Consider the following 15,332-nt stretch of genomic DNA (forward strand, 5'->3'; position numbering starts at 1 on the left):
CTATGATGCCGTCCATGGAAACCCTCGCCCTGCTCTTAATTTTGTTCTCCGCTCTGATGCATGCCCTGTGGAACCTGATGGTCAAGCAGAGTCATGACAAAACCATCTTCATCTGGTGGATGTTTCTTTGTTCGTGGCTGCTCATGACCGTGCTGATGGTCGCCATCGATCTGTTCCCGGTGCTGACGCCACGGTCGATTGTGCTGGCGGCGCTGGCCGCCTTCTGTTTTGTTTTATATCACTGGCTTGGCGGGTTTGCCTACCGCCAGGGGGATTTGTCAGTCACTTACCCGCTGGCACAGACCGCCATGTTCTATGTCCCGATCTGGGGGGTGATGTTTCTCGGGGAGCGACTCAGTTCACTGGGGATTCTTGGGATAGCGTTGATTGCCCTTGGTGCTTACTGCATTCAATTGCGTGCTCTAGGGTTGAGGGATTTTATCTATCCTTTTACCCAGCTTGCCAATCCATCGGTGCAGGCCGCCCTGCTGGCCGGGCTGGTCTACTCCATCGGGGTGATTATTGACAAGGTCGGCGTTGATGGTTACTCCCCTTTCGGTTTTACTTACGTGCTGGTATTTTTCATGATGGTTTACATGACGCTGAATCTGCTGCGGCCACGCTACCGTGGCCGGATTCTGCGCGGGCGGCAGGAAAACCCCTGGCTGCTCATCTGCTCCGGGCCGGTGATTCTGGCGTCGTTTCTGTCATTTCGTTACGGTCTGGTGCTGGCGCCGGTCAGTTATGCGGTGCCGGTGCGGCAGGTCAGTCTGTTGATCGGGGTGCTGATCGGTCTGTTGTTTCTCGGGGAGTCTTTTGGCCGGATTCGTCTGACTTCTGTCGGGTTGATATTGGCGGGAGTATTTTGTGTGTGGCAGGGATAATTGTGAGCAGTGAGCAGTGAGCAGTGAACAGTGAACAGTGAACAGTGAACTGGGGAGGAGTATCCATGAAAAATATAGCTAATTTTCTGTTTGAAGTCGGGATGCTCAAGCGTACGCCGCGCACCGGTTTTCAGTTTCTGGGTTCGGGTGCCCAGTCGGTGGCTGAACACAGCTTTCGCACAGCAATGATTGGTTATGCCCTGGCTCAGCTTGACGGCAAAGCCGATGTTGCGCGAGTATTGCAACTCTGCCTTTTTCATGACATTCCCGAGGCCAGAACCGGTGATCTGAACTACGTTAACAAGAAATACGTGCAGGTCGATGAGAATAAAGCCGTCGACGATCTTGCCCGAGAGCTCCCCTTTGGCGACGATTACCGTGATACCCTCAGGGAGTTTGCTGCCCGCGAGAGCTACGAGTCACAACTGGCCCACGACGCCGACCAACTCGAGCTGGTGTTGTCCCTCAAGGAGCATAAGGATCTGGGCAACCGCTATGCTGATGAGTGGTACCCTTTTTCACGCCTGCGTCTGAAGACCGATATCGCCAAGGAGCTGGCGGAAACGATCTGGGAGACCGATTCATCGAAGTGGTGGTTTGATGAGGATCATCAGTGGTGGGTCAATGGTGGTAACGGAAAATAGCTTTACCCCATCTGCGGCGTTATCACACTGATTTTCATCCTCGACGTGGTGCTGCCACGCCTGCGGTGAAAATCCCTGTGACGCCTTGCATCTGAGGCAAATCTCTTTCCCGGACAAAATGGACGTTGGGCCTCTCTGCAAAAGAAATATTCAGTTTTCATAAACTATTTAGCACTGTCCTTTGCACCGGGTCGGGGGTCCTGTGGCAAGGGTGTTTGTCGCCATGGATGGCGACAACAAGCGGTCATGGATGACCCAACGGGAAACAATCGCGTCCCTTGGCATAGGATTCCCGACCCGGTGCTTAACAGATACGAATTTTCAATCGACGGCTTGACCACGAATTTTCAAAGTGCTATTGACCTTGAGCACTGAACGAGATTGATCATAAGGAGTAAACAATGCTTGATATCAGATATTTACGGGAAAATTTTGATACGGTGCAAGCGGCTTTAACACGCCGTGGCGGCAATATTGATCTGTCGGGATTTTCGGTCCTTGATCGGCAGCGCCGCGAACTGCTCGGCGAATCGGAAGGCCTTAAGGCGGATAAGAATAAGGTGTCCGAAATTATCGGGCGCACTAAAGACAAAAGCCAGGTGCAGGGAGAGATTACCCGGATGAAGGAGGTTTCTGCCCGCATCAAGGAGTTGGATGATCAGCTGGCGCAGGTAGAAGAACAATTAAACGAACTGCTGATGGGGGTGCCAAATATTCCTCATGAACTGGCACCAGTCGGGGCGTCGGAAGAGGACAACCCGGTGGTGCGCACCTGGGGTGACAAGCCGCAATGTGATTTTGCACCCAAGGCCCATTGGGATCTTGGTCCCGACCTTGGTATCCTCGATTTTGAACGTGCCGGCAAGATTTCCGGTGCGCGTTTTTGCCTGTCAACCGGTGCCGGTGCGCGGTTGGAGCGGGCACTGATCAATTTCATGCTCGATCTGCATACCGATCAGCACGGTTACACCGAGACCCTGCCGCCGTTTCTGGTCAATCGCGCTTCCATGACCGGAACCGGCCAGTTGCCTAAGTTTGAAGCCGATCTGTTCCACACCGAAGATGTCGATCTGTTTCTGATTCCGACGGCGGAAGTGCCGGTGACCAATATCCACCGTGACGAAATCTTAAGTGAAAAGGATCTGCCCCTATGCTACACCGCCTACACTCCCTGTTTCCGCAAGGAGGCCGGAGCACATGGGCGCGATACCCGGGGATTGATCCGTCAACATCAGTTTAACAAGGTGGAGCTGGTGAAGTTCACCCGTCCGGAAGATTCCGATGCCGAACTGGAAACCTTGCTGCAGCATGCTGAAAAAGTATTGAAACTATTGAAGCTGCCCTATCGGGTGATTGATCTGTGTACGGGTGATATCGGGTTTTCTGCCGCGCGGACTTTTGATATCGAAGTCTGGCTGCCGGGGCAGGACTCTTACCGGGAAATTTCTTCCTGTTCGAATTTCCGCGACTTTCAGTCCCGCCGGGCAGCCATCCGTTTTCGTCGTGACGGTGCAAAAAAGCCGGAACTGGTGCATACCCTTAACGGTTCCGGCCTCGCTGTCGGTCGCACCCTGGTGGCGATTCTGGAAAATTATCAGCAGGCAGACGGTTCAGTGATTATTCCCGAGGTTCTGGTTCCCTATATGGGAGGATTGCAGAAGATTGCGGCGCCAGTGTAAGGATGCTGCCCGGGAAGAATGACGGTCTGTTTGTGCTTGCTTTTTATGTCAAGGTTGGTTACCCTTCGAAAGTTTTTCGCAAGACGTCAGCGATTAAACGGAGGAGTGGCCGAGTGGCTTAAGGCGGCGGTCTTGAAAACCGTTGAACGAAAGTTCCGTGGGTTCGAATCCTACCTCCTCCGCCAATTGTTTAGTATTGCAGGTAGAAGGATTCGAAGCGAAGCGAACGCTGACTTAATGTCAGAAGAGCGGCCATGGATGGTCGCGGCAGTGAGCGCAGGGGAGCCGACGCAGGAGCCACCGTGATGGTGGCGACAAAGTGGGCGAATCCTACCTCCTCCGCCAATTGTTTAGTATTGCAGGTAGAAGGATTCGAAGCGTTAGCGCGCTGACTTAATGTCAGAAATGCCAGGAAAAAACAGCTTAGGTTGATTTGCGGAGAGGTGACCGAGAGGCCGATGGTGCTCGCCTGCTAAGCGAGTGTAGTGTATGCTACCGGGGGTTCGAATCCCCCCCTCTCCGCCAGTTATTTAGTACAACAGGTTAAAGGATTCGAAGCGTTAGCGAACGCTGACTTAATGTCAGACAAGCGACCATGGATGGTCGCGGCAGTGAGCGCAGGGGAGCCGACGCAGGAGCCACCGTGATGGTGGCGACGTAGTGGGCGAATCCCCCCCTCTCCGCCAGTTTTACAAAGCTATTGACAAAAAATCGATTCTGGGTGATAAACTCATCTCTTTGCGCCTCTAGCTCAGCTGGATAGAGCGTCTGACTACGGATCAGAAGGCCGGGAGTTCGAATCTCTCGAGGCGCGCCATTAAAAATCAAGGACTCAGCCATGACAGCTGAGTCCTTTTTTTTGCTTTTTTGTTAGCGAGGTTCCGAAAGCTATTGGCGTCCACCATTGTGCCAGGGTTAATCCGTCAGTACTATTGTGCTGTTACTTTGCGAGCCAACTGCCATTGGCCTGTTCGATAAACCATCCGCTTTTCGCGTTATCGCGCCAGGATGCTGCAAAAATTTCCTGCACCTCGCCGGCCCGATCGGGAAAACCATTGGCGCGGGCGATTTCTGCATAGAGGCGTTGACGATCAGCATTCTCCTCATTCACCAGACGAGTTATCTCGCCCCTGGTTCGCAGGTCAAGTCCTTCCGTTGTACGAACCTTAAGCAGTGCGTCTGAACCGATGCCGATATGTCCTGAATCAAGATAGGGGAAGAGGCGGTCAGAACGCTGCTTCATGGCCTCTTTCACCGCCCGGATCTCCGGGGTGGTGACGTTGATATCCTGGGCAGCATAAGCGGTGGTGGGGCCGCTCAGCCAGCGCAGAAAAGTGCCGCGGTTTCCTGCTGGCGGTTGGGTTGCGGGATCTTGCGGCAGATTGCGTTCACCCCAGACCTCTTCAACAATTTTATCGGCGGCGCCGCGCAGTTCCTCAGCCGGGAAGTAGATGTTAATAGTAACGCACGCGGCAATGATCAGAAGCGGTAAGGTAAGTAACGGACGAAGCATTATTTTCATATCTATCTCTCCGGCTTGGTTAAGGAACTGACATCATTATATCACGACAGGAAGGGCGTGGCAGAAAATCAGCGTGTTGCGGTGCGATCAATGCGCTCCAGACGGCGCAGCATCTCGCGGAACGATATCCCCGTCCCTGGTGCCAGAATATCAATGCGCGGCGGTAGTAGCCCACCATCAACCAGGTGCAGATCTGAGTCGCTGCGGGCAGTTCCTTTGAGTACAAAAACATCGTTGCGCAGGACACAGAATAGACCAATTTTACGGTAGCGATAAAAATCGATAAAACGATACACTCCGCGCGAGAGGGCTGCCGAAAGTCCTCCCTGGCTGATCACCGTCAGGTTATTAAGGGCTTTGACGCTGATGTTGCGCTGCCCCTGCTCACGGGTGGAAACTTCAGCGACGAAAGCCGAGGGTACCTTGCCAAATAAACGCAGTTCATGGATGTAGCCGTCCATAATGCCGTTGATTTCACCAAAGGCAAAGGTTCTGGTCAATTGTTCGAGATCAATCCCATGAAAGTCGATATCCCCTTCAAGACTGCGATAGGATGAAAAAATATCGCGTGCTCTGAGGTTGCGGATCTGCATAGTGCCCCCAAAGACATCGATGTGGGCCTCTCCTTCCGATTGCAACATACCGTCAAGATACTCAAACTCACCAAGATCAGCGGTCAGACTTCCCTGCATGGGTGTCAGTTCCAGCGCCTGGGTGAGTTCCTGAAGATCGATATGCTCGATCCGGGAGTGACCACTGATAGATAGACCGGCGGAACCGTGACCAATGCCCAGGTTTTCAATCAGAATCTGGCCGCTGGCCAGATTCAGTTTCCATGGGTCCATAAAGGTCAGACGATTGGTTGTTGCTGTGAAGGTGAGATAACTCGCCGCGCTGTCAACCGGCCCGGATTGAAGTTGCGAGAACGCCAAAAATCCGTTGTGCGCGATACCTGAAGTCTCATCACCGGAAGAAAGCATAAAAGGGATCTCACCAGACAGATCGAGTATGCTGAAATGTGCGGTGCGGTGTTGCAAGCTGAAGGTATCAGGATGAAGGACGCCGGTGATTTTCCAGCCATCAGTCCCCCAACTTCCGGCGCCGACAGCTGCCAGGGTACCGCTTAAGTCAAGCTGTTCCAACTTTGTGGACAGGGTTGCCAGCAGCGGTCGCAGATGCAGGTTGAAGCCTGTTTCAAGTTGCGAAAACACAAGCTCGCCGCTAAATTTCAGCACCTCGGAATGCCAGCTTCCATGTCCCTTAAGTTGACCAATAGCGGGCAAAGAGAGGGTGATCCCATCAAGTTGTAACAATTCCGAAGCGTTATTCCAATCGGCTTGCAGGTCAAAATCGACGGGCAGCTGGGACAGGTTGCCGTAGAAGGAACGAAGCAGTGCCTCCTGCACCAGGGTAGAGCCCTTCAGTCTGGAATGCAGCCGTTGTTGTACCTGGTCCCACACCACTTTACCGGTAAGGTCAAGGGCCCCTCCGGCCAGCGCGCTCATATTATCGGCGGAGAGATATTCAAGGTTTTCGATCTTCAGTGACGCAATGTCCAGTTGCAGGGTCGTTGCGTGCCAGCGCGCAGAACCCTGCAATGTCGCAACGGGAATTGATAAACCATGACCGGTCATTGCTGAGTCCAAGCTTAAATCGGTTAGCACAAGCTGCTCTTGTTGCCAGAGAAACCGGCTGCTGACGCGGCTTGTCGCGAAATCAAAACCGGCAGCTTGTAGATTTTCACCGGTGAAGTTGAAATGACCCCGGATCCTGTCTGTCTCAGGATTCAGCTGCATCTGTCCGGTGAGCCACCCTTTATTTTCGATAAGATGCGGCCAGCGGGAAAGGGAAAGCGTTCTGGCCAGAGAACTTATGGAGGTTCGGTACAGTTGGGCAATCAGCTGTTCAGAATTGCCGGCTAGCGTCAGCAGGGGAACTTTCGCCAGGTCAAGGTTGAGGTTGCCGGTCAGGTTGTCAATAGATCCCTTAACCTCGAAGTTGCCACGCAATGGCGATATATTCACAGTCATAGTGCCGGCTGATGGTGGTGGTCCAACCCCATGAAATTCGCCGCTCAGTTCCAGGTATTGATCCAGCCATTCGGCTCGTGCTGTCCATTCAAGACCACCACTGACCGGCAGGGTTTGCTCTTGGCCTACAATCTTTGGTATCCGTGCCAGATCAAGGAATGTCCCTTGCGCGGTGGCAGCCACATGCTTATCCGTTCCCTGCACAGTTAAAGATACGGGGGAGCCTTCTGCCAGTCGCGCTTCTCCTGTGGCGTGCCATTGCCCTGGATCGCCGGAAACATTCAGAAGTACATTGTTCAGCTGAGAACGAACGTCACTTTTTGTTAATTGTATAGCGTCAAGGCTAAGTTCCCCATGAATCTTTCCCGCACGTATTTCCACCCCCAGGCGCAGGTTCTGTGCAGAAAAATCGACGTCAGGTGGCAGGCGCTGTTGCATTCTCCCAAGAGCCAACCAGGAATCCAGTTGTGTCCGGTCAACCTGAGTCATCACCAGTTCCCCTCCCGCCACCAGTCCGTCAGCTGCCGGGCGCAGGGTTAAGGGTGCGGTGAGCAGTGAGCGGCCATCGAGGTTAAATTCATCCAGTTGTAATTCGGGTTCGGCAGCCCATTGCACTTGACCGCTGGTCGACAGCTTGAGTGGGGTCTGCCCTTCTTGCACGGTCAATGACAGGTGAAACATTCCCGATGGAGCATCATGCTGATTGAATTCAATGGCGCGCACTGCAACGGTCTGATTCGTCAACTCAAGATCGAGACGGCCGCTGTTAACCGTCAACCGGTCGATGCGGATCGGCGGTTTTCGCAAGTTGATGGGGGCAGAACGGTCCGTCCCTGAAATAAGCGCTGGCTTGAAATAAATTTCCGGTTGTTCCACCTGCAGGGCGCTGAGCCGCCCGCTTAATAGCTTTGCGAGAGTAAAATCCAGGATCAGGCCGGACACCGTCACGCGATAGAGATCGGTATGATCTACAGTTATTCCCCGAACACGGAGCTTCCCAGTGTCCAGCGCGAGCTGCTCAATTGTGACCCGTGCCTCGAATGTTGTGGCAAGAAACTGTTCAAGGCGAGGTCTGGCAAGATTGTTCAACAGCGGACTGCGATATTGCCACAGCGCAAATATCATGATCACGAACATCAAGGTCAAGGCGGAAGCAACCAATCCTGCAATCCTCATGCATTGCCGGATCCGACTGTGCCCCCGCTCGTGCTGAGGTGATGTCATCTGCTGTGGGCCTTTACTTGTGTTTAGTTGTTGCCGCGGTGTTATTTGCCCTTCATCATAGCAAAAAGTTCAGAGAAACTATGGGAGAATTCATCTGGAAATTCTGGCCATGATCCGCTATGCATACAGATCTGTCATTGTGTTCCTTTGTCCCTGGCTGGAGTTTTTATGATTCCGCAAAAGTACGAGTTTTTTGTTTTTACCTTTCTGATGTCCCTGTTTATGTCATTTCTTATGTCGGGAGTGATTACCTTCATCAATATGGGATTGGTTGAAGGATTTGTCGGGTTGTGGATCGAAGCCTTCATCAAGGCATTTGTGATCGCCTATCCGACGATTATGGTGGTTGTGCCTCAGGTTCGTCGCATCGTGAAGATGGTGGTGCGGCAACACTGAAGGTCAAAAGGAAAAGAGCTGATATCTATTGTCGGTTAACCGTCCTTTTCGACTATGTCAGCGGCCCGTTGCAGGGCGTCATCGATATGGTCAAAAACGTTAGCGCTACCGATCTTATCAATAAAGCCTGCGCGCTTCATGGTTGACATAGGGTCAGGATTGACACCGGAAAGAATCAGTGTAGTGTTCATCCTGAGGGTGCGCTGGTGCAGAGTTTCCAGAGCTTGGAGTGCCGTTGCGTCGATAGCCGGGACATGGCGCAGGCGCAGAATCAGCACCTTGGGTTTACCGGAGACCGTTGCCAGAGCATTTTTGAACTTGTCAGCGGCGCCAAAAAAAAACGGTCCGGCGATTTCGTATACCTCAACCCCTGCCGGCACCTGGCGCAGGCGTAGTGCCAGGGGATCATCCATGTTTTCTTCTCTTTCGCTCAGCGCTATTCCGACTTTTGAGACTTGAGTTGTTTCGGCCATGCGCCGCATAAACAGCAAGGCTGCAAGCACGACCCCCACCTCGATAGCGACGATCAGGTCGACAAAAATGGTCAGGGCAAAGGTGGTGACCAACACCAGCACGTCACTACGGGGACTTTTCAACAGACGTACGAACAGGTGCCATTCACTCATGTGCCAGGCGACTACAACAAGAATGCCGGCCAGAGTCGCCATGGGGATCAGTGCCGCCCATTTACCGAAAAACAGCATAATCAGCAGCAGGGTCAGGGCATGGACAATGCCGGCAACGGGGGTGCGCCCGCCATTTTTAATATTGGTGGCGGTGCGGGCAATAGCGCCGGTTGCCGGGATCCCACCGAACAGGGGTGAAATCATGTTGGCGGCTCCCTGGGCAATCAACTCCATGTTGGAGCGGTGACGGCGCTCGGTCATGCCATCGGCGACAACCGCCGACAACAGGGATTCAATGCCCGCCAGCAAAGCGATGGCGAGAGCCGGCGCAAAGAGTTCACGCATCAGTTCCAGGCTGATGTTCGGCAGACGCGGCATGGGCAGGCTCGTGGCAACACTGCCAAAGCGGCTGCCAATGGTTTCAACCGGTAACGCAAACAGGTGAACGACCAAGGTGGTAAGGATAATTGCCAGCAGTGATCCGGGAATCTTGCGGGTAACGCGCGGCCACAGCAGGATCATCGCGATGGTCGCAGCTCCCAGTCCGGCCGCCCAGGGGTTGATGCTGTCGATATGGGTGGCGTAGGCGGGCCATTTTTCCAGAAACTCGGCCGGAACCTGCTCCATCTGCAGACCAAACAGGTCACGCAACTGACCGGCAAAGATGATTAAAGCGATCCCGGCGGTAAAGCCGACGGTTACCGGGTAGGGAATATATTTGATAACCGCCCCCATCCGCGCCAGCCCCATGAAGATGAGCAGGATCCCGGCCATCATGGTGGCAGTCGCCAGGCCGTCGTAGCCGTGTTTCTGCACGATGCTGTAGATGATGACAATAAAGGCACCGGTCGGCCCACCAATCTGGACGCGACTGCCGGACAGAACGGAAATGATCAGGCCGGCAACGATGGCGGTATAAAGTCCCTGTTCGGGCTTGACCCCCGAGGCGATGGCAAAGGCGATGGCCAGCGGCAGGGCGACGATGCCGACGATAATGCCGGCCAGCAGGTCGGAGCCAAACTGGGAACGGCTGTAGCCTTCCTGAAAAACGGTAACAAGTTTCGGGACGAGTTTGGACTGGGACATTTTGCAACCCCTGGCAGCAGATCAAGGTTGATCATGTCCGTCGGCAGCGAGGGCAAACAGGGGGAGTCCAGGTGTCGGCGGAATAGAGCTATTTTTCACACCACAAGAATAGTGTTGTGCGGCATCGATACTAGCGCCGTGACATGCTGATGGCAAAGGAAAAATCCCGGCGGTCCTGTCTGTCATCATCTGCAATCTGGCATCGCCGCAGGATAGTGTCCCTGATCGGGACGATGAACAGATACCAGCGCGTTGTTTTCACCATCGGTTTGCCCTTTTTAGAATCCATCACCCCCTGCCGTCCCATCCAGTACCCGTCGTGCGGTTTGTTGTTTGGGTATATTGCGTTATAGTTGAAGTCTCATGTTATTAAGGTCTTAGATGTCACTCTACGGCAAGGCATCAGAATTGATCAGTAGATATGGAGGTTGGAAGATGAATAAGGCAAACGCATTCAAGAAGGATAAGACGGCGCAACTCTACCGTATGGTGATGGGGGACCACCTGTGCCCATTTGGTCTGAAAAGCAAGGATCTGTTAGAACGTCATGGGATCGAAGTTGAGGATCATCATTTGACCTCTCGTCAGGAAACGGATGAGTTTATGGAAAAGCACGGGGTCAAGACGACTCCTCAGATATTTATCGATGGTGAACGTATTGGCGGCTACGACGCATTGCGAGAGTATTTTGGGCTGGATTCACCCGATGAGGATAAGGTCACTTACGAACCGGTTATCGCCCTTTTCGCCACAGCATTACTGATGGGGTTGGCGGTCAGCTGGACGGCGACTGGTACGCCGCTGAGTGTCAGGATGCCTGAATATTTCGTGTCTATCGCCATGTGTCTGTTGGGGCTTCAGAAACTCAAAGATGTGGAGAGTTTCAGTACCATGTTTCTCAATTATGACCTGTTAGCTCAACGCTATGTGCGCTATGGCTATGTGTACCCATACGCCGAGACGATCGCGGGGATTTTGATGCTGGCAGGTGTGCTCATCTGGCTGGCTGCCCCTTTAGCCTTGTTCATTGGTACGGTGGGCGCGGTCTCGGTATTTAAGGCGGTATATATCGACAGGCGAGAACTCAAGTGTGCCTGTGTCGGAGGAGACAGCAATGTGCCGCTGGGTTTTGTGTCGCTGACAGAAAATATGATCATGGTTGGTATGGGGCTGTGGATGTTTTTCCGCACCTATGTGTTTTGATAAGAAAATCTTCCGAATTAATAAACTGATCTTTAAAGCCAAGAGGAAAAAAGATGGCAAGAAATACAAGTCTTCGCAACACCTGTGAACGGTTTTTAGATGATGCCTTCGATCTAATTGATGTTCCTTCGGAATTGCGGCAGATGATGCGCAGCCCGTATCGTGAAGTCCGTTTCGAACTGCCGTTGAAACGGGATGACGGCACAATCAAGTTGTTTTATGGGTATCGCGTTCAGCACAATCAGAGTCGTGGCCCATTTAAGGGGGGATTGCGATACCATCCCGATGTCAATCTGCAACACTTTATCGGCCTAGCTGAAATAATGACCTGGAAAACAAGTCTTTGTGACCTTCCTTTTGGCGGTGCCAAGGGTGGAATTAACTGCAATCCCCGGGAGCTGTCGGATAAAGAGCTGGAGACCCTTACGAAACAGTATGTCCGGCGCATGTTGACCCTGCTGGGGTCCGATCGTGATATTCCGGCGCCGGATATGGGGACAGGGCCGAAAGAGATGGCCTGGATTCTTGACGAATGTGCCCACAATGATGGATTTAATCCGGCCGTTGTTACCGGTAAGCCGCTTGAATTAGGCGGCGCGGCCGGGCGTCTTGAAGCAACCGGTTACGGGGTAGCCTTGATGACAGCTCAAGCTGCGATTGCCGAAGGAATTGAAGTTGACGGAGCAACGGTTGCAGTTCAGGGGATGGGGAATGTGGGCAGGTATGCTGCCCGGTTTTTAGCAGATCGTGGTGCAAAGATTGTGGCGCTGTCAAATTCGAGCGGTGGTTTGTATCAGCAAAGTGGACTTGATGTTGATAAAATTCTCGATGAGATGGAGCAATCGAACAATCTGAAAAAACCACTCGATGAACTCACCGGTGATTTTGACACCATCAGTAACGAAGAACTGTTACAGCTCAATGTGGATATTCTGATTCCCGCTGCCGTCAGCGGCGTTATTCACGAGGACAACGTGGAAAAACTCCAGACAAAATTGATTGTCGAGGCGGCCAATATCCCCGTCAATTGTAGTGCCGTTGATATTCTGGAGGAGCGTAAAATACCCGTTGTTCCTGATATCCTGGCAAATTCCGGTGGGGTAACGGCTTCTTATTTTGAATGGGCGCAAAATCGTCAGCGTTGTCAATGGAGCAGGAAAAAGGTCATGACAAAATTGGAAAAACGGCTGAACCAGGTATGGACCCTGGTTGAAAAGAAGGCCGCTCGAGAACGGTTAAGCTACCGCCAGGCCGCCTATGTCATTGCTCTTAAACGGGTGATCACGGCCGTCAACCTGCGGGGTTTCTAGCAACCGTGACAGCAGATTGATGATACAGGTCTTGAATATCAAGAAACAGCAGCAATCCTGAAAAGCTTTGCGTGAAGCTGATCTGCTGTTAATATGATCTGGCCGTTCAGCTGTTCGCGAGTCTGAAACCGGCGCGATGTCATTTTAAATGAGAAGTGAACATATCGATGAATGATAATAAATCAAAATCAGAGCCTGCCGGCTCCTCCCCGCCAACATCAAAAGACAAGAAATCCATCGAATGGGTCTATCAGAATGTCATGGAGTACCTTGATGTCGGCATCATCGTACTTGACCTGTTGGAAGACCGCGTTGTTTATCAGAATGCCAGTGCCGTCGCTTTGCTGAAAGATGAAGTGGATCCGGAGAATTGTGAGGAAATCTGCCAGCTGTTGCTGCCCCAGGAAAACGGTTATACCAGAATTGAAGGGTTGGAAGGTCAGCAGACCACTCTTTTCGGCAATCGCGTGATGGGTTATTCCGTGTATACCATTGCTGAGCGTACCTGTTTTATCATGCTTCGCGATGTTACGGATAAAATGCGCCTGATGTCCATTGCTGAAGCCGTCAATACCATGGATAACATCGGCTATACTTTTTCCGGCATTCGCCATGAAATCGGTAATCCCATCAACTCGATTAAAATGACGATGAGTGTCTTGCGGCGTAACCTGGACAGATTCCCCCCCGACGTTGTCCATGAGTATATCGATCGCACCATCAGCGAGATCGGCCGGGTAGAATATCTGCTGAGATCATTGAAGAATTTCAGCATGTTTGAGACTCCTGAAATCAAACCCCTGGATCTTCTGGTCTTTATCGAAAAATTTGTTCAGCTGGTTAAGTCTGGTCTGGATAAAGAGCCGATTCGTCTCCAGCTGGACATACCGGCGGATCCGGTGTGGGTGGCAGCTGACGCCCGCGCTTTACAGCAGGCGATGCTGAATCTGCTGACTAACGCTACTGCCGCCATGGAGGGTCAATCTGACCCTTTACTGGTCATCAGTGTTCAAAGACGCTCAAAGTTTGTCACGGTCAAGGTCCGAGACAATGGTCGTGGAATCTCCAGGGAAGATCAGCAACACCTCTTTAAGCCTTTTTATACCACCAAGGTGTTAGGCACCGGACTGGGGTTGGTGATTACCCGCAAGTTGCTGGCACAGATGGGCTGTAGTATCGAAATCTTCAGTACTGAAGGTTCAGGGACCACTGTCAGTATTTTTCTGCCCTGGGCCAAGGAGAAGGCTGATGCTCGCTAACCATCCGACCCTGCTGATTGTTGATGATGATCGACTGTTTAATGATGTCCTCTGCGACGACTTGCGCTCTTCCGGCATTGCCGTTATGCAGGCCTTCAGTGGTGAAGAGGGACTGCGTATCCTTCGGGAAAAGCGGGTTGATGCGGTGCTGCTTGATCAGAAGCTTCCTGATGGTGAAGGAATAGACTTTTGTTCAGCTTTTCTGGCTCATAACGATCAGGTAAAAATTATTTTTGCGACCGCTTATCCGGAGTTCAGTCTGGCCGTGCAGGCGATCAAGGCCGGAGCCTACGATTATTTATCCAAGCCTTTTGAACTGGAGGATTTACACCTGACGTTGCAGCGGGCGCTGAAAACCCGTGAACTCGAGCGGATAGAGGAATTCCAGAGATTCAGGCGCGCGCGGGAAAGTAAAGCCGCCCTTTTTGTCGGCAGTCAAGCTGGTTTTGCCGAGGTTGATCGTCTGGTGGATCTGGCAGCGGCAGAAAAAGTGCCGGTATTGATTACCGGTGAGACGGGAACGGGAAAAAACGTTGTTGCTGCTGCCATTCATTACCGCAGTCCAGTGCATGAAGGGCCTATGGTCGGTATCAACTGCGCAGCTCTCCCTGAAACCCTCATTGAATCGGAATTGTTCGGCACTGAAAAAGGGGCTTTTACCGGGGCGACCAGTAGTCGCAAAGGCCTTATTGAAATGGCGGACGGCGGCACCCTGCTGCTTGATGAGGTCGGCGAAATGCCTCTGCATTTACAGAGTAAGCTGCTGGGTGTTCTTGAAGACAAAAAAGTCCGGCGTCTGGGTGGCAGTGTTTCACGCCTGGTGGATGTGCGCATCATCGCCGCAACCAACCGTAATTTAGCCCAGGCCATGAAAGAACAGCTGTTTCGGGAAGATCTCTATTATCGCCTGAACGTTCTCCATATCGATTTGCCCCCGCTGCGTAAGCATCCTCAGGACATCCCCGCCCTCTGTGATCATTTTTTGCGTGAGATCGGGCGCGGGCGGACTTTTTCCGTGACTGATGATGAATTGCAACGACTGATGGCTTACCAGTGGCCGGGCAATGTCCGAGAGTTGCGCAATGTGATTGAGCGGGCTGTCATTCTTCAGAAAAATGGCCTTATCAGCCCGTCGCAACTGATCAACCAAAAATCACAGCAACGTTCAGAGTCGGCTTTACCTCAAGAGATATTGCCATTGGCTGAAGTAGAAAAAATGCATATTGAATCAGCCCTCAGGCAGTTGCATGGGAATCTGGCCCGTACCGCCAGAACTCTGGGGATCGGGCTTTCCACGCTTAAGCGCAAAATTAAAGGGTACGCACTTAACTAACCTGTTCATTCTGACCCGGTCAAATTGAACGGACCAGTCAGTTTGACCGGGCACTTCACGATTTCAAGTCCTTCCTCTTTATCCTTTCTTTTCTTTAAAACCCTAATATGACTGGAGTGCTTGGATTTTTCTGTGG

Annotated in this window: 12 protein-coding genes and 3 tRNA genes; 11 read left to right on the forward strand and 4 right to left on the reverse strand. The window is 52.3% G+C overall.

Annotated elements, in window-relative coordinates; translation table 11 throughout:
- The first annotated feature begins 2 nt into the window (after window positions 1-2).
- The 6 genes from AC1931_RS09575 (at window position 3) to AC1931_RS09600 (ending at window position 4,024) form a co-directional block, all read left to right on the forward strand.
- Window positions 3-884 carry an EamA family transporter gene (locus AC1931_RS09575; protein WP_483877036.1) on the forward strand — a complete coding sequence of 294 codons (882 nt, stop codon included), beginning with the start codon at window positions 3-5 and terminating at the stop codon, window positions 882-884.
- A 65-nt stretch (window positions 885-949) separates the two neighbouring features.
- Window positions 950-1,528 (forward strand): HD domain-containing protein, encoded by a 579-nt coding sequence (locus AC1931_RS09580; RefSeq protein WP_483877037.1) that lies wholly within the window; start codon window positions 950-952, stop codon window positions 1,526-1,528.
- 401 nt (window positions 1,529-1,929) lie between these two features.
- Window positions 1,930-3,207 carry a serine--tRNA ligase gene (serS, locus tag AC1931_RS09585; protein WP_483877038.1) on the forward strand — a complete coding sequence of 426 codons (1,278 nt, stop codon included), beginning with the start codon at window positions 1,930-1,932 and terminating at the stop codon, window positions 3,205-3,207.
- A 99-nt stretch (window positions 3,208-3,306) separates the two neighbouring features.
- Window positions 3,307-3,392, forward strand: a tRNA-Ser gene (locus AC1931_RS09590).
- Window positions 3,393-3,644: 252 nt separating this feature from the next.
- Window positions 3,645-3,732 (forward strand) — tRNA-Ser (locus AC1931_RS09595).
- 215 nt (window positions 3,733-3,947) lie between these two features.
- Window positions 3,948-4,024: transfer RNA gene (locus AC1931_RS09600), tRNA-Arg, on the forward strand.
- A gap of 123 nt (window positions 4,025-4,147) precedes the next feature.
- Here AC1931_RS09600 and AC1931_RS09605 read toward each other — a convergent pair.
- Both AC1931_RS09605 and AC1931_RS09610 read right to left on the reverse strand, forming a co-directional pair.
- On the reverse strand, window positions 4,148-4,729 hold the full coding sequence (locus AC1931_RS09605; protein WP_483877039.1) for a DUF1318 domain-containing protein: 582 nt from the start codon (window positions 4,727-4,729) through the stop codon (window positions 4,148-4,150).
- Window positions 4,730-4,797: 68 nt separating this feature from the next.
- Window positions 4,798-7,935 carry a hypothetical protein gene (locus tag AC1931_RS09610; RefSeq protein WP_483877040.1) on the reverse strand — a complete coding sequence of 1,046 codons (3,138 nt, stop codon included), beginning with the start codon at window positions 7,933-7,935 and terminating at the stop codon, window positions 4,798-4,800.
- 216 nt (window positions 7,936-8,151) lie between these two features.
- Here AC1931_RS09610 and AC1931_RS09615 point away from each other — a divergent pair, with 216 nt between their 5' ends.
- Window positions 8,152-8,379, forward strand: coding sequence for a DUF2798 domain-containing protein (locus AC1931_RS09615; RefSeq protein WP_483877041.1), 228 nt, complete (start codon window positions 8,152-8,154; stop codon window positions 8,377-8,379).
- A 35-nt stretch (window positions 8,380-8,414) separates the two neighbouring features.
- Here the strand turns inward: AC1931_RS09615 and AC1931_RS09620 are convergent, their stop codons facing one another.
- Together AC1931_RS09620 and AC1931_RS09625 are read right to left on the reverse strand one after the other, a co-directional pair.
- A complete protein-coding gene (locus AC1931_RS09620) occupies window positions 8,415-10,091 on the reverse strand; it encodes a SulP family inorganic anion transporter (protein WP_483877042.1) in 1,677 nt (558 codons plus the stop codon).
- Window positions 10,092-10,221: 130 nt separating this feature from the next.
- Complete coding sequence (locus tag AC1931_RS09625; protein WP_483877043.1) at window positions 10,222-10,380, reverse strand: hypothetical protein; 159 nt, start codon at window positions 10,378-10,380, stop codon at window positions 10,222-10,224.
- 146 nt (window positions 10,381-10,526) lie between these two features.
- On the opposite strand from AC1931_RS09625, the gene AC1931_RS09630 reads away from it, so the two are divergent.
- The 4 genes from AC1931_RS09630 (at window position 10,527) to AC1931_RS09645 (ending at window position 15,196) form a co-directional block, all read left to right on the forward strand.
- On the forward strand, window positions 10,527-11,294 hold the full coding sequence (locus AC1931_RS09630; protein ID WP_483877044.1) for a glutaredoxin family protein: 768 nt from the start codon (window positions 10,527-10,529) through the stop codon (window positions 11,292-11,294).
- Between the two features lie 53 nt (window positions 11,295-11,347).
- The gene (locus tag AC1931_RS09635) at window positions 11,348-12,604 is read left to right on the forward strand and encodes a Glu/Leu/Phe/Val family dehydrogenase (protein WP_483877045.1); all 1,257 of its coding nucleotides are present in this window, start codon (window positions 11,348-11,350) and stop codon (window positions 12,602-12,604) included.
- 167 nt (window positions 12,605-12,771) lie between these two features.
- Window positions 12,772-13,863: a sensor histidine kinase gene (locus AC1931_RS09640; protein ID WP_483877046.1), complete on the forward strand. Its 1,092-nt coding sequence runs from the start codon at window positions 12,772-12,774 to the stop codon at window positions 13,861-13,863.
- Window positions 13,853-15,196 carry a sigma-54-dependent transcriptional regulator gene (locus AC1931_RS09645; RefSeq protein WP_483877047.1) on the forward strand — a complete coding sequence of 448 codons (1,344 nt, stop codon included), beginning with the start codon at window positions 13,853-13,855 and terminating at the stop codon, window positions 15,194-15,196. The genes AC1931_RS09640 and AC1931_RS09645 overlap by 11 nt, the downstream gene beginning before the upstream one ends.
- Window positions 15,197-15,332: the final 136 nt, after the last annotated feature.

Source organism: Pelovirga sp. C15f (genome assembly GCF_057178085.1).

What these genes read in the sequence shown, in the direction of transcription:
- AC1931_RS09610 (WP_483877040.1), bottom strand. Translation starts at nt 7,935, where the DNA reads ATGAGGATTGCAGGATTGGTTGCTTCCGCCTTGACCTTGATGTTCGTG.
- AC1931_RS09580 (WP_483877037.1), top strand. Translation starts at nt 950, where the DNA reads ATGAAAAATATAGCTAATTTTCTGTTTGAAGTCGGGATGCTCAAGCGT.
- AC1931_RS09615 (WP_483877041.1), top strand. Translation starts at nt 8,152, where the DNA reads ATGATTCCGCAAAAGTACGAGTTTTTTGTTTTTACCTTTCTGATGTCC.
- AC1931_RS09635 (WP_483877045.1), top strand. Translation starts at nt 11,348, where the DNA reads ATGGCAAGAAATACAAGTCTTCGCAACACCTGTGAACGGTTTTTAGAT.
- AC1931_RS09605 (WP_483877039.1), bottom strand. Translation starts at nt 4,729, where the DNA reads ATGAAAATAATGCTTCGTCCGTTACTTACCTTACCGCTTCTGATCATT.
- AC1931_RS09625 (WP_483877043.1), bottom strand. Translation starts at nt 10,380, where the DNA reads ATGGATTCTAAAAAGGGCAAACCGATGGTGAAAACAACGCGCTGGTAT.
- AC1931_RS09575 (WP_483877036.1), top strand. Translation starts at nt 3, where the DNA reads ATGATGCCGTCCATGGAAACCCTCGCCCTGCTCTTAATTTTGTTCTCC.
- serS (WP_483877038.1), top strand. Translation starts at nt 1,930, where the DNA reads ATGCTTGATATCAGATATTTACGGGAAAATTTTGATACGGTGCAAGCG.
- AC1931_RS09620 (WP_483877042.1), bottom strand. Translation starts at nt 10,091, where the DNA reads ATGTCCCAGTCCAAACTCGTCCCGAAACTTGTTACCGTTTTTCAGGAA.
- AC1931_RS09640 (WP_483877046.1), top strand. Translation starts at nt 12,772, where the DNA reads ATGAATGATAATAAATCAAAATCAGAGCCTGCCGGCTCCTCCCCGCCA.
- AC1931_RS09630 (WP_483877044.1), top strand. Translation starts at nt 10,527, where the DNA reads ATGAATAAGGCAAACGCATTCAAGAAGGATAAGACGGCGCAACTCTAC.
- AC1931_RS09645 (WP_483877047.1), top strand. Translation starts at nt 13,853, where the DNA reads ATGCTCGCTAACCATCCGACCCTGCTGATTGTTGATGATGATCGACTG.